A 13,599-nucleotide genomic window follows, 5' to 3' on the forward strand; every position below is an offset into this window, starting at 1 on the left:
CAAAACGGACGGTGCTGCGATTACCGAATATCGGACACCGTGCCGTTCGCCTTGCATTCTCCGGGTGTTAGCGGCAATCTTCCATGGAAGGTGCTCCTGTATCGCGGAATCGGCCCCGAATCATTAAGTGGCGCAGCTCGGGCGAATCCCGTCAGATGTGGAAACCGCACGATTTAACGTCCTGTTCATGACTCAGCTGGACGTGCGGCCCCAGGAGGGCGCCACCAAGGGCAAGGGCCTGGGCGGGAACTCCGTCGGGCTGCTCGGCAGCGCCGTCATCGGCGTCTCCACGGTCGCGCCCGTCTACTGCCTGACCTCCACGCTCGGCTCCACGGCCGGGGAGGTCGGCCTCCAGATGCCCGCCGTCTTCCTCGCGGGCTTCCTGCCGATGCTGCTCGTCGCGTTCGCGTACCGCGAGCTGAACAAGGTGATGCCGGACTGCGGCACCTCGTTCACCTGGACCGTCAAGGCGTTCGGGCCGCGGGTGGGCTGGATGTGCGGCTGGGGTCTGGTGATCGCCACGATCATCGTCCTGTCGAACCTGGCCGGGGTCGCGACCTCGTACTTCTGGCTGCTCGCCGGTGAGATCACGAACAGCGCCGGGGTGGCGGACCTGGACCACGACAAACTCGTCCACATCCTCACCTGCCTCGTCCTCATCGGGGCGGCCACCGCGATCAGCTACCGCGGCATGACCGCCACGAAGGGTGTCCAGTACACGCTGGTCGGGCTCCAGCTGGCGGTGCTCGCCGTCTTCGTCGTGATGGCGCTGGCCAAGGCCGGGCCGGGGGCGTCCGGGCCGGTGGACTTCCCGACGGCCGCGCCGTTCTCCTGGTCGTGGCTGAACCCGTTCGCCGTGCACTCCTTCGGCGCGTTCACCGCGGGGCTGTCCCTGTCGATCTTCATGTACTGGGGCTGGGACACCTGCCTGACCGCCAACGAGGAGACCATCGGCAGCGACCGCACCCCCGGCCGCGCCGCGCTCATCGCCATGGTCGTCCTCGTCGGCTCCTACCTGGCGACGGGCGTCGCCGCACAGATGGTCGTCGGCTCCGGCGGCACGGGGCTCGGCCTCGCCAACCCGGCCACCTCCGACAACGTCTTCGCCGCCCTCGCGGGCCCCGTCATGGGCCCCACGCTCGGCATCCTGCTCTTCGTCGCGGTCCTCGCCTCGGCCGCCGCCAGCCTCCAGACCACGTTCATCCCGGTCGCCCGCACGGTCCTCGCCATGTCGACGTACGAGGCGCTCCCGGCCTCCTACGCCCGCGTCCACCCGCGCTTTCGCACGCCGGGCCGCGCCACGGTCACGGCAGGCGCGGCCACCGCCGTCTTCTACACGGTCATGACCCTGGTCTCCGAGCACGTCCTGGTCGACACGATCTACGCGCTCGGCCTCATGATCTGCTTCTACTACGCGCTCACGGCGTTCGCCTGCACCTGGTACTTCCGCGCGGAGCTGCGCCGCTCGGTCCGGGACTTCGCCTTCAAGGGACTGTTCCCGCTGCTCGGCGGCGTGCTCCTGGCGGCCGTCTTCGTGAAGACCCTGACCGACATGTGGAACCCGGCCTACGGCAGCGGCTCGTCCGTGTTCGGTATCGGCTCGGTCTTCGTGATCGGCGTGGGCCTGCTGCTCGTCGGCGTCGTCATCATGCTGGTGATGGGCCGGCTCAGCCCGGCGTTCTTCCGCGGCGAGGTCCTGAACCGGCACACGCCGGTCCTCGTGGTCGAGGACTGAGCCGGGCGGCCTCCGGCCTCACCCGGCGAAGTGGTCGAATTCGCTGGCGAAGTCCCCTGGGTGATCAGCGATTTCGCCGCCCCGGGCGGTGATCACGCCCCCAGGAACACCGGATTGGTGAACGCCGCCAGTGCCCCGGGCAGGCCCGGGACCGACGCCGCGTGGCGGACCTCCGCGCGGACGTACGCCGCGTACGACGGTGTCGTGCGCCAGGTCGCCGAACCCGTGCCGGACGCGGGCAGGGGCGGTGAGGTGAACAGCGTGCCCTGGTCCGTGACCAGGTGGAGCGTGCAGCCCGGTGCGCCCTTGACCGTCAAATCGACCGAGATCTCCGTGTCGCGGTCCACCCCGAGGCGTTCGCCGATACCCGCGTGCGCGCCCTTGCCGCCGGAGGCCGAGAAGGTGACCTCGACGTCCTTGGACTCGGCGACGTAGGAGCGGCCCGCCTTGATGCCCGCCTGGAGGGCGGAGCGGGACAGGGAATCGGCCAGGACCACCGTCTGCGGGCCGCCGATCCGGTCCGGGTCGCGGTGCGCGTCGCTGTTGCCCATCGCCGGGATCCAGCCCGACCGGCGGCCCGAACGAGCGTAGGAGACCAGGGTGTTGTCCCAGTCGGCGAGCGAGATCTCGTCGTCGGGGGTGTAGGGGCCGTTCCACACCTCCACCGCGTCCGCCTCGCCGAAGCCGAACTTCCAGCCGCAGCCGATGCACGTCGCGTGCGGGTGCGCGGGGACGACGAGGCCGCCCGCGCGGCGGATCTCCTGGGCGTACTTCGCCCAGCGGTTGTCGCGGGCCCGGTAGCGCCAGTCGATGAACGTCCCCGGCGCGGTGCCGAGGGCGAGGACGTGGCCGTTGCGCGTCGTCACCTCCTCGCCCAGCATCACCAGCAGGTCGTCACCGGCCACGTCCGCCCAGTGCGCGTGCGAGGACGACGTGTTGTGGTCGGAGGTGGTGAGGAAGTCCAGGCCCGCCGCGCGGGCCAGCGCGCCGATCTCGGCCGGGGCGCGGCGCCCGTCCGAGTGCCAGCTGTGCACGTGGCAGTCGCCGCGGTACCAGGCACGGCCCCGGCCGCGCGCCCGCTCGGGCGGGTAGCGCCGGGCGGGCGCCGTGCCGGGCGCGCCGTGGGTGAGCTCCACGGTCACCTCGTACGGCAGGCCCTGCGGCGCCACCGTGTAGGGGGCGAGGACGACGTGCCAGGTGCCGGGGCGCACCGGGCCCGGCAGGTAGCCGGGCGTCGCGTCGTCCGCGCGCACGAAGAACTCGGTGCGGGCCCCGCCCGACCAGCCCCGGAAGCCCGCGCCGCCGAGCGCCGTGCCGCGCTCGTCGAAGAGGCCGATGTCGAGCGCGTTGTTCTGCGTGCCGGCCGGAACCGTCGCCTTCGTGTACGTGTACGAGACCTTGATCTCCCGTACCCCGCGGGGCACTTCCACCGGCAGGTACACGTAGTCCGGCGCGCCCGGCGGCAGCGTGCCGGTGAGCGTCCGGGTGGTCCGCGCGCCCTCGGCGGCGGTGGCGAAGCTCATGGGAGTGAGCGTAAGCGCGGTCGCCGCGCCCGTCACGAGCAACGCCCGCCTGCCGATGCCGTCGTGGCCGGATTCCTGTCCGTGTGTGGCGTCCGTGCACATGTCTCGGCTCCCCAGGGTGTCGGATGGGACGGGTGCGACCCTGGCATTGAGCCGTGAACTTCCCTCCAAGGGAAGGGGAGCGACGGATGACGGGTTCCGGGTCGGCCATGGACTCCTCACGGCCGCGCCGCTACGAATGCCGCATGCGGATCTCGACCACGATCTTCCTGACCGACGAGACCATCACCCCGGTACGCCTGGCCCGCGCCCTCGAACAGCGCGGCTACGCCGGCCTCTACCTGCCCGAACACACGCACATCCCGGCCGAGCGCACCACCCCCTACCCCAACGGCGGCGACCTGCCCCGCGAGTACAGCCGCACCCTGGACCCGTTCGTCGCGCTCGCCCAGGCCGCCGCCGTCACCCGGCGCCTCGGCCTGGGCACCGGCGTCACCCTCGTCGCCGAACACGACCCGATCGCCCTGGCCAAGCGGATCGCCACGCTCGACCACCTCTCGGGCGGCCGCTTCACGCTCGGCGTCGGATTCGGCTGGAACAAGGAGGAGGCCGCCGACCACGGCGTCGACTGGGCCACGCGCCGGGAGCTGACCCGGGAGCGGATCGGCCTGATGCGCGCCCTGTGGGCGCAGGCGCCGACCCCGTACGCGGGCGGCCACGGCCAAGGCGTGCGCGCGAGCCACGCCTACCCCAAGCCGGTGCACGGCGGCGCGCCCCGCATCCTCGTCGGCGGCGCGGCCGGCCCGACACTCTTCGCGCACATCTGCGCCTACGCCGACGGCTGGATGCCCATCGGCGGCGCCGGCCTGAGCCGGACCCTGCCCGAGCTGCGGGAGCGCTGGGAGGCGGCGGGCCGCGAACCCGGCGCGCTGCGGATCGTGCCGTACGCGGTCGTGCCCACGCCCGGCAAGCTCGCGCACTACGCGGACCAGGGGATCGGGGAGGTCGTGCTGCAACTGCCGCCCGGGGACGAGATGACCGTCCTCAGGACGCTCGACGACTTCCTCCCGTACGTATGAGACACATCCACTCGTATGCTCGCTCCATGAGTGATCCGGACGCACCCACCAAGGCAGCGACGCAGGCAGAGCGACCCACCGCCAACGCGATGCGGCGGGCGCTCAAACGGGCCAGAGACGGTGTCGCGCTCGATGTCACGGAGGCCGCCGTCCTGCTCCGGGCGCGCGGCGAGGACCTCGCGGACCTCACCGCGTCGGCGGCCCGGGTGCGCGACGCGGGCCTGGCGGCGGCGGGCCGGCCGGGCGTCATCACGTACTCCAAGAGCGTCTTCGTCCCACTGACCCGGCTCTGCCGCGACAAGTGCCACTACTGCACGTTCGTGACCGTGCCGGGCAAGCTGCGCCGCGCGGGCCACGGGATGTTCATGTCGCAGGACGAGGTTCTCGACATCGCGCGCAAGGGCGCCGCGCTGGGCTGCAAGGAAGCCCTGATCACCCTCGGCGACAAGCCGGAGGACCGCTGGCCCGAGGCCCGCGAGTGGCTCGACGCGCACGGCTACGACGACACGATCGCGTACGTGCGGGCCATATCGATCCGCATCCTGGAGGAGACGGGGCTGCTGCCGCACCTCAATCCGGGCGTTCTGACCTGGACGGACTTCCAGCGGCTCAAGCCGGTCGCCCCCTCGATGGGGATGATGCTGGAGACGACGGCCGAGCGGCTGTGGTCCGAGCCGGGGATGCCGCACCACGGCTCGCCCGACAAGGAACCGGCGGTGCGGCTGCGGGTCCTGGAGGACGCGGGCCGCTCCTCGGTCCCGTTCACCAGCGGGCTGCTCATCGGGATCGGGGAGACCTGCGAGGAGCGCGCCGAGTCGCTGTTCGCGCTGCGCCGGGTCGCCCGCTCCTACCACGGCGTCCAGGAACTGATCATCCAGAACTTCCGCGCGAAGCCGGACACGGCGATGCGCGCCATGCCCGACGCCGACCTCGACGACCTGGTGGCGACGGTCGCGGTGGCCCGGCACATCATGGGCCCCTCGGGCAACCTCCAGGCCCCACCGAACCTGGTCGACGGCGAGTACGCGCGGCTCATCGGCGCCGGCATCGACGACTGGGGCGGGGTCTCCCCGGTCACCATCGACCACGTGAACCCGGAGCAGCCCTGGCCCCGCCTCGACGAGCTGGCGGAGCACTCCGGCGCGGCCGGCTTCCAGCTCCGCGAACGCCTCTGTGTCTACCCGGAGTTCGTCACGCGTGGCGAGCCCTGGCTCGACCCGCGGCTGCTGCCCCACGTCCGCGCCCTGGCCGACCCCGAGACCGGCCTCGCCCTCGCCGACGCCCCCGTCGTCGGCCGCCCCTGGCAGGAACCGGACGAGGGGTACGTGGCCGCGTCCGGCCGCACGGACCTGCACCGCACCATCGACACCGAGGGCCGTACGAGCGACCGGCGCGACGACTTCGACGAGGTCTACGGCGACTGGGATGCGCTGCGCGAACAGGCGGCGCCCGGCATGGTGCCGTCCCGCATCGACGCGGACGTGCGCGGGGCGCTCGCGGTGGCGGCCGACGACCCGACCCGCCTCACCGACGACCAGGCGCTCGCCCTGCTGCACGCGGACGGCCCGGCGCTCGACGCCCTCTGCGGGGTCGCGGACTCCATCCGCCGGTCCGTGGTGGGCGACGACGTCACCTACATCGTCACCCGCAACATCAACTTCACCAACGTCTGCTACACCGGCTGCCGGTTCTGCGCCTTCGCCCAGCGCCGCACGGACGCGGACGCGTACACGCTCTCCCTCGACCAGGTCGCGGACCGGGCCGCGCAGGCGTGGGACGTCGGCGCGGTCGAGGTCTGCATGCAGGGCGGCATCCACCCGGACCTGCCCGGCACGGCCTACTTCGACATCGCGCGCGCGGTGAAGGAGCGGGTGCCCGGCATGCACGTCCACGCGTTCTCCCCGATGGAGGTCGTGAACGGGGCGACGCGCACCGGCCTGTCGATCCGCGAGTGGCTGACGGCGGCCAAGGAGGCGGGCCTCGACTCGATCCCGGGCACGGCCGCCGAGATCCTCGACGACGAGGTCCGCTGGATCCTCACCAAGGGCAAGCTGCCCGCGGCGACCTGGATCGAGGTCATCAAGACCGCCCACGAGCTGGGCATCCGCTCCTCCTCCACCATGATGTACGGGCATGTGGACCAGCCCCGCCACTGGCTCGGCCACCTGCGGACTCTTGCGGCGATCCAGCAGGAGACGGGCGGCTTCACGGAGTTCGTGACGCTCCCCTTCATCCACACCAACGCCCCCGTCTACCTCGCCGGCATCGCCCGCCCCGGCCCCACCACCCGCGACAACCGGGCCGTCACCGCCATGGCCCGGATCCTGCTCCACCCGCACATCCCCAACATCCAGACCAGCTGGGTCAAGCTGGGGAGCGAGGGCGCGGCGGACATGCTCCGCTCCGGCGCCAACGACCTCGGCGGCACGCTGATGGAGGAGACCATCTCCCGGATGGCGGGCTCGTCGTACGGCTCGTACAAGTCGGTCAAAAACCTGGTGGCGGTCGCGGACGCGGCGGGCCGCCCGGCGCGGCCGCGCACGACGCTGTACGGGACCGTCCCGGAGGAGCGGGTCAGGGCGGCGACGGCCTCGGACGGACACCTGCCGGAGCTGCTGCCGGTACTGGAGGACTGAACCTCCGCGCTGTCAGTGCCGGTTGTTAGCCTCCTGCGGTCCGCGTACAGAGCGCGGGACGACAGGGGAGGGCTCAACTTGATACGCAGCAGTTCCACCGGGAGCAGATTCAGACGGGTGGCCGTCGTGGGAGCGGCGGCGCTGACGGTCGTCTCGGCGCCGTCGGCGGCCCTGGCGGCTGACAACCTGCCGCCGCTGCGGCCACTCGTCCAGGATCTGAGTACGGGCGGCAGGGGGTGTGCGGCGGGGGAGGAGCGCTCGTACGTCTCGGAGCCCCCGAGGCTGACCGCCGTGCTGTACGACCCCGAGGCGGACGACCGGCCCGGCGAGGGGAACTTCGTACAGGGTGAGTTCGAAGCGTGGTGGACCGGCGCCGACGGGTCGGAGCAGCGCCGGACGTACACCTCGTCCCCGACGCCGTCGGGAGCGAAGCGGGCATGGCAGCTGCCCGACGACGTGCCGCCGAACACCGTCGTGTCCTGGCGGGTACGGGCGCACGACGGCACCGTGGCCTCGGCATGGAGCTCGGAGGACGGGGGGTCCGTCTGCGAGTTCGTGTACGACGATGTGAACCCGGAGAAGCCTGCCGTCTCGTCGGCGGAGTACCCCGAAGAGGAGGGGTGGACCGACGGAGTCGGGAAGTACGGCACCTTCACCATGGACTCGCCGTCCGACGATGTCGTCTCGTACAGCTACCGGTGGACCGGCGGTGGCTACGGGGACGTACGGCCCCAGGAGCCCGGAGGGCCCGCGACCCTCCGGTACCTGCCGCCCAGGATGGGCTTCGAAAGGCTGACAGTCCAGGCCGTCGACCGCTCGGGGCGCGTCAGCGGTGAGGCGGACTACAGCTTCTACGTGGCCGAAGGCCGGGCCCCCACCGCCCATTGGAACCTCGCCGACCCCGCGGGTACGAAGTCGGCCGCGGCCGAGGCCGGGCCCGCCGCGCGCGCCGGTACCGGGGTCGCCTTCGGCGCCAGGGCGCCGTCCGGCACCGCCCTGACGACGACCGCGCGCCTGGACGGTACGGGGCACGGGTACTTGACGCCCGGCAAGGCTGTCCTCGACCCACGGCATACGTTCGCGGTGGGCGGCTGGGTGCGCCCGGCGCGTACGGACGGCGTGCGGACGGTGGCGAGCCAGGACGCCGACGGAGGCCCCGGCTTCACCCTGGGGCTACGGCCTGGCGACTCCGCGCCGGTGTGGTCCTTCAGGATCGGTGGCGCCGAGGTGTCCGGTGGCGCGCCCGAGGCCGGCGAATGGGCCCATGTGCTGGGCGTCTACGACACCGAGACGGGACTCGCCACGCTTTACGTGAACGGGCAGGCGGCCGGTGCACCGCAGGCCGTGACGGCGCCGGCCGAGGCGTCGGGAGCCTTCCAGATCGGGCGGGCCCGCGGCGTCACCGGATACCGCGACCGCTGGAACGGCGAGGTGGGTGCCGTACGGGTCTACGACCGGGTGGTGGTTCCGGGCGAGGTGGAGGAGCTGGGTCTCCGAAAGCCCCAGTTGCAAGGCCACTGGTCCCTGGAGAGCGCCGCGGACGGGACGAGCCCGGAACTGTACGGGGGCGCGCCGCTGGCGCTGGCCGGCGGTGCGACGATCTTCCGCGCGCCGGAGGACGACTGCGCCTTGGACCCGGACTGTGTCCCGGCGACCGACTACCCGCTCGTGGGCGACGGGCATCTGACGCTGGACGGGGCCTCCGGTCACGCCGCCACGGCGCAGCCCGTCGTGGACACCGCCGACAGCTTCACCATCGGCGTGGTGGTCCGGCTCGCGGATGCCGACCCCGACCACCCGATGACGGTGCTCTCGCAGGGTGGTGAGAACGGGGACGCGTTCAAGGTGCGCTACGTCCCCAAGAGCCACACGTGGCAGTTGGTGGTGAGCGACGGCGATGAGACCGGGGCCGCGGAGACCGTCGTCGGGCAGCAAGCCGCCGCCGACGGTGGTGAGGGGGCAGGTACACACCTGGCAGTCGTGTACGACGACGCGACCGACCGGATCAAGCTTTATGTGGAGGGCTACACGAACCCCGAGGCGACGGCGCCCTTCCGCGGCGCGTGGCACAGCGGCGGCGGACTCCAAGTGGGGCGCGGGCACGTCGACGGCGGCTGGGGTGAGTACCTGCGTGGTGCGGTCGACGAGGTGCACGCCTTCTCCGGGGCGCTGAGCGATTCCGACATCCTCGGTCTGGGCTTCGGTACCGAACCCTGTCTCTGCTGAGCCAGAACCGTGGGGGCGGACGTCCGGGTGTGGGTGTCCGCCCCTCTGGGACGGGCCGGGACAGAATGCGCCCGGTCAGACCAGCAGTTCGGCCCTGAGTGCGCGCAGCTCGGCGGAGTCCAGGCCGAGGCCCTTCCTCTCGTACGCGCTGAACGAGCCGAACGCGTCCCGCACCTCGTCGAACCCGGAGTTCAGGTACGCGGCGCGGACGTCCAGCATCGGCTTGTAGACCTTCGCCTGCTCGGCGGGCATCGCGGCGAGCGCCGCCGCGTTCGCCTGGGCGCGATAGTCGTTCGAGGCGAGGTAATCCTGCAGCACGGTGGCGCGCGGGACGCCGAGCGCCGTCAGGAGCGCCGCGTTCGCCCAGCCCGTGCGGTCCTTGCCCGCAGTGCAGTGGAAGACCACGCCGTCGCCGCCGGCCAGGCCGGAGAAGACCTGCCGGTAGGCGGACTTGGCGGTCGCGCCGCTGACCATGAACTTCTCACCGTCAGTCATCATGGCGACCGCGCCCGCCTCGGTCGCCGGCATCGTCGTCGTCATGTCGGAGCCGGCCAGCACGTCGGCCACGACGTACGAGGTGCCCACGGGGACCCGGTCCGGCGCGGCCGCGCGCTCGGAGGCGGTGCGCAGGTCGTAGTCGGCGGCGATGCCCAGGCGCCGGAGCTTCGCCAGGTCCGCGTCGGTCAGCTTGTCGAGGGCGTCCGAGCGGAAGATCTCGCCCATTTGCACCCAGTGCCCGTCGGTGGTCCGGTAGCCGCCCGCGTCACGGAAGTTGACCGCGCCGTCCAGCTTGATGAGGCGGTCCGCGAGGTGCAGACCCGTGCCGTGATCGGGCACGAGATCGAACCACTGGCGGTCGGCGCCCGCCGGCAGCCCCTTCACGGTGGCCTTGCCGGTGGAGCCGCCCGTGGCGACCGTCCGGCCGCCCGCCTCGACGGCGACGCGGCGCGTGCCGGGGGCCGTCCAGCTGATGGTGTAGGTGCCCGCGGTGTCCGCGGCCGTGACCGTGGCCCGCGTGAAGGGGATGCGGGCCGCGGCGTGGTGGCCCGGGTGCGCGGAGGCGGGGGTGGTGAGGCCGACGAGGAGCGTGGCGGCCGCGAGCGCGCCGAGGGCGGGGAGCCGGGCCCTGACACGAGTCATGTGGGTCATGACGCGGATGTTTCGGGGTGCGGGAGAGCGGGACGCGGCCTGGAGGTGGACGGGAGGCGAAGCCGGGCGGAGGAGCCGGTGGCGGCAGCAGGGGGGCGGGGCAGCCGGAACGTACGCCTTCGCGAAGTGGGCGCATTCCGTCCCAAGAGACTTCCGGGGCTTCTCCGCGCATATCACGTGCGCCCCGTTGAGTCGCGCAAGCGAACGTTCCCGGTCGCGTCCGGTCGATTACAGTGCTGCCCGGAGGAGGGGATCCCATGGGCGCACCGGTCGCCGCCGCGGCTGTGTGGGGCCGCGTCGAGCAGCAGGACTTCCGCAGCCGGGTACGCGGCACGCTGCTCGGTGGCGCGCTCGGAGACGCCTTCGGTGCCCCGCTCACCGGCCTCACCCTCGACGCCGTCCGGGAGACGTACGGCGCCGCCGGACTGACGCGGCCCGCCCCCGCGTACGGGCGGACGGGAGCCGTCACCGCCGCCACACAGCTCGCGCTGTTCACCGTCGACGGGCTCATCCGGGCGCAGGTGCGGCGCGACACCGGGGCCTGGCATCCGCCGACCGACGTGCACCGGGCCTATCTGCGCTGGGCCGCCACCCAGCGAGACTGGGGGCCCGACGAGCGCCGCGCGGAAGACGGCTGGCTGGCCCGCGAGGAGTGGCTGTACGCGCGGCGCGGCGCCGCCCAGGCCTGTCTGCTCGGGCTCGGCAACGACGTCATGGGCACCATGGACCGGCCCAAGAACCCCGACGCGGTGGGACCCCAGGCGGTGACGCGGTCCGCGCCGTTCGGGCTGCTCGTGGGGTGGGAGCCGCAGCTCGTGCTCCAGCTCGCCGTCGAGTGCGCCGTCCAGACGCACGGTGCGGATGAGGCGTATCTGGCCGCGGGGGCGTACGCCGTGATCGTGCACGCCCTGGCGCGCGGGGACTCGCTCGACGCCGCCGTGCAGCGCACCCTGGTGCTGCTGGCCGCCCGGCCCGGTCATCCGCCCGTGGTGGACGCGCTCAAGCACGCCGTGGGTGCGGTGCGGCAGGGGATGCCGAGCGCCGCGCGGGTGGCGGAGCTGGTGGGGGACGGCGGGGCCGTGGGGGCGCTCGCCGCGGCCGTCTACTGCTCGCTGGTCGGGGAGGACATCCGGCACGGCCTCGGGCTCGCCGTCCACCACGACGGGCCGTCGGCGGACGTCGGGGCGCTCTGCGGGGGGCTGCTCGGGGCGCTGCACGGGGAGACGGCGCTGCCGCCCGCCTGGGTGGCGGAGCTGGAGGGCCGGGCGACGATCCTGGAGCTGGCCGACGACTTCGCCATGGAGATGACACAGGGGGCCGCGCTGCACGGGCCCGGGGTCTCCTCGCCCGGCTGGCTGGCCCGGTACCCGCGGGCCTGAGCCCCTTGGGAGGCACAGCCCGGTCCCGGTCCCGGCCCCGTCCACAGGCGCACACAGCCGTGCCCCGGCCCCGTCCACAGGGGACGGAGGCCGGGGCAGGCGGGTGCGCGGGTCAGCGGAGCGGCACGTCGTCCGGGGCCGCGGGCTGGGCCGGGACCGCCGCCGCGCCCGTGGTGCCGGGACCGTCCCCGTCCGTGTTGAGGCGCTCGATCAGCGCGTCGCGCTCCGGCGTGTCCTCCGGCTTGACGATGCCGATGACGATGTAGAGGACCAGCGAGACGGCCAGCGGGATCGAGACCTGGTACTGAAGGGGGACGCCGCCCTCCACGCTCCAGCTGATCGGGTAGTTGACCAGCCAGAAGGCCAGCAGCCCCATCCCCCAGCTGGTCAGCGCCGCGGTCGGGCCAGACGTGCGGAAGCGGCGGAGCAGCCCCAGCATCATCGGGATCGCGATCGGCCCCATGAGACCGGCGACCCACTTGATGACGACCGTGATGATGTCCTTGAACGTGGGCGAGTTGACCTGCGTGGCCACCCCCATGGAGAGTCCCAGGAAGATCACCGTGGTCAGGCGCGCGGCCAGCAGGCCCTTGCTGCCGACCCACTGGGCCTTCGCCCGCTTGGAGAGCGCGGGCGCCACGTCCCGCGTGAAGACAGCCGCGATCGCGTTCGCGTCCGAGGAGCACATCGCCATCGTGTGGGAGAAGAATCCGACGATGACCAGGCCCAGCAGGCCGTGCGGCAGCAGCTGTTCGGTCATCAGGCCGTACGAGTCCGAGCCGTCCGGCTTCTTCGCGTGCACCAGCAGCGGCGAGACCCACATCGGGAAGAAGAGGACGACCGGCCACACCAGCCACAGGACGGCCGAGAGGTAGGCGGAGCGCGTGGCCTCGCGGGCGCTGCCCGTGGCCATGTAGCGCTGGGCCTGGTTGAGCATGCCGCCGTTGTACTCGAAGAGCTTGATGAAGAGGAACGCGAGGAGGAAGACCGTGCCGTAGGGGCCGACGAGCGGCTTGCCGTGGCCGGCCAGCTCCGGTTCGTCCCAGACGCCGAAGACGCCGCCGAACGGGCCGAGCTTGGAGACGACGGCCACGAACATCGCGACGCCCGCGATGAGCTGGATGATGAACTGCCCCAGCTCGGTCAGGGCGTCCGCCCACAGGCCGCCGATGGTGCAGTAGATCGCCGTGATGACGCCGGTGATCAGGATGCCCTGGTTGATCGAGATACCGGTGAAGACGGAGAGCAGCGTGGCGATCGCGGCCCACTTGGCGGCCACGTCCACGATCTTCAGCAGCATGCCCGACCAGGCGAGCGCCTGCTGCGTGCCCAGGTTGTAGCGGTTCTTGAGGTATTCGAGCGGTGAGGCCACGTGCAGCCGCGAACGAAGCCGGTTGATCCGCGGCGCGAACAGCCGCGCGCCGATGGCGATGCCGAGCGCGATCGGGAACGACCAGGTGATGAAGGACGTGACGCCGTACGTGTACGCGATGCCGGCGTACCCGGTGAACATCACCGCGCTGTAGCCGGACATGTGGTGCGAGATGCCGGACAGCCACCACGGCATCTTTCCGCCGGCCGTGAAGAAGTCGGAGACATCGTCCACACGCTTGTGTGACCAGATGCCGATCGCGACCATCACGCCGAAGTAGCCGATGAGCACGGCCCAGTCGAGACTGTTCATGTGCCCCCTCCAGGGGTCCGCCTTGTGAACGTTGCGGCTCTTCGTCAGTACGTCCGTTCCAGCGGGCGCCCCCGTGCGGGAGTGGGGACTTCCGGGATTGAACCGCCTGTTCGGTCAGCCGGTCAAGGGCCCTAGTGGTCACGGATGTGAACCGAGATCAGCAAGTCGAACGATTTTGCACTTTCGTT

At 72.0% G+C, this 13,599-nt stretch carries 8 protein-coding genes; 5 read left to right on the top strand and 3 right to left on the bottom strand.

Going from position 1 to position 13,599, the window contains the following annotated elements; genetic code table 11:
- Positions 1-187: 187 nt before the first annotated feature.
- Positions 188-1,735, top strand: coding sequence for an APC family permease (locus tag ABZY33_RS13815; protein WP_356491749.1), 1,548 nt, complete (start codon positions 188-190; stop codon positions 1,733-1,735).
- Positions 1,736-1,827: 92 nt separating this feature from the next.
- On the opposite strand, the gene ABZY33_RS13820 is transcribed toward ABZY33_RS13815, so the two are convergent.
- Positions 1,828-3,360: a CehA/McbA family metallohydrolase gene (locus ABZY33_RS13820; protein WP_356491750.1), complete on the bottom strand. Its 1,533-nt coding sequence runs from the start codon at positions 3,358-3,360 to the stop codon at positions 1,828-1,830.
- Positions 3,361-3,503: 143 nt separating this feature from the next.
- Between ABZY33_RS13820 and ABZY33_RS13825 the strand changes: the two genes are divergently transcribed.
- The 3 genes from ABZY33_RS13825 (at position 3,504) to ABZY33_RS13835 (ending at position 9,199) form a co-directional block, all read left to right on the top strand.
- The gene (locus ABZY33_RS13825; RefSeq protein ID WP_356491751.1) at positions 3,504-4,337 is read left to right on the top strand and encodes an LLM class F420-dependent oxidoreductase; all 834 of its coding nucleotides are present in this window, start codon (positions 3,504-3,506) and stop codon (positions 4,335-4,337) included.
- 26 nt (positions 4,338-4,363) lie between these two features.
- The gene (locus tag ABZY33_RS13830; protein ID WP_356491752.1) at positions 4,364-6,973 is read left to right on the top strand and encodes a bifunctional FO biosynthesis protein CofGH; all 2,610 of its coding nucleotides are present in this window, start codon (positions 4,364-4,366) and stop codon (positions 6,971-6,973) included.
- Between the two features lie 657 nt (positions 6,974-7,630).
- Positions 7,631-9,199, top strand: coding sequence for a LamG domain-containing protein (locus ABZY33_RS13835; RefSeq protein ID WP_356491807.1), 1,569 nt, complete (start codon positions 7,631-7,633; stop codon positions 9,197-9,199).
- Between the two features lie 75 nt (positions 9,200-9,274).
- Here the strand turns inward: ABZY33_RS13835 and ABZY33_RS13840 are convergent, their stop codons facing one another.
- A complete protein-coding gene (locus ABZY33_RS13840; RefSeq protein WP_356491753.1) occupies positions 9,275-10,348 on the bottom strand; it encodes a tyrosine-protein phosphatase in 1,074 nt (357 codons plus the stop codon).
- A 257-nt stretch (positions 10,349-10,605) separates the two neighbouring features.
- Here ABZY33_RS13840 and ABZY33_RS13845 point away from each other — a divergent pair, with 257 nt between their 5' ends.
- Entirely contained in the window at positions 10,606-11,727 is a 1,122-nt protein-coding gene (locus ABZY33_RS13845; protein ID WP_356491754.1) for an ADP-ribosylglycohydrolase family protein, read from the top strand.
- 112 nt (positions 11,728-11,839) lie between these two features.
- Here ABZY33_RS13845 and ABZY33_RS13850 read toward each other — a convergent pair whose 3' ends face one another.
- A complete protein-coding gene (locus tag ABZY33_RS13850; protein WP_356491755.1) occupies positions 11,840-13,411 on the bottom strand; it encodes a sodium:solute symporter family protein in 1,572 nt (523 codons plus the stop codon).
- Positions 13,412-13,599: the final 188 nt, after the last annotated feature.

The organism is Streptomyces sp. NPDC006552, assembly GCF_040611655.1.
Lineage (GTDB): Bacteria > Actinomycetota > Actinomycetes > Streptomycetales > Streptomycetaceae > Streptomyces.